Annotated in this window: 1 protein-coding gene; it reads left to right on the plus strand. The window is 38.6% G+C overall.

The genetic code is table 11. The features are described 5' to 3' along the window. Positions 1-12 precede the first annotated feature (12 nt). The coding region (locus tag JKP73_RS22185) for a type ISP restriction/modification enzyme (protein ID WP_308436522.1) at positions 13-365 on the plus strand (353 nt) is incomplete at its 3' end.

A 365-nucleotide genomic window follows, 5' to 3' on the forward strand; every position in this document is an offset into this window, starting at 1 on the left:
TTCTCTGTCTTGATGACAAATAACGTTCCAGAATATGCGTTGCTTACGTCCGGTAAAGGTTTTTTGAAGAATTTGGAAGATACGACAGGGCTTCTTGACGTTAAATATGACAATGTAGTAGGCAATTATGATATTGATAAGGCTGACATTGTTTATTATGTGTATGGTTTGCTTCATTCACCCGAATATCGGGATATGTATGCCAATGATTTAAAAAAGAGCTTGGCGCGGATTCCGCTAGTCCGAAATAAAGAAGCGTTTATTCGGATTGGAAAGGAGTTATCTAATCTGCATCTGAATTACGAGAAACAAGTGTCATACCCTGGAGTGACGGTGTCAGTTAGCTCTGATGATTATAAAGTGAC

Source organism: Virgibacillus salexigens, from assembly GCF_014905415.1.
Classification (GTDB): Bacteria; Bacillota; Bacilli; order Bacillales; family Amphibacillaceae; genus Virgibacillus; species Virgibacillus salexigens.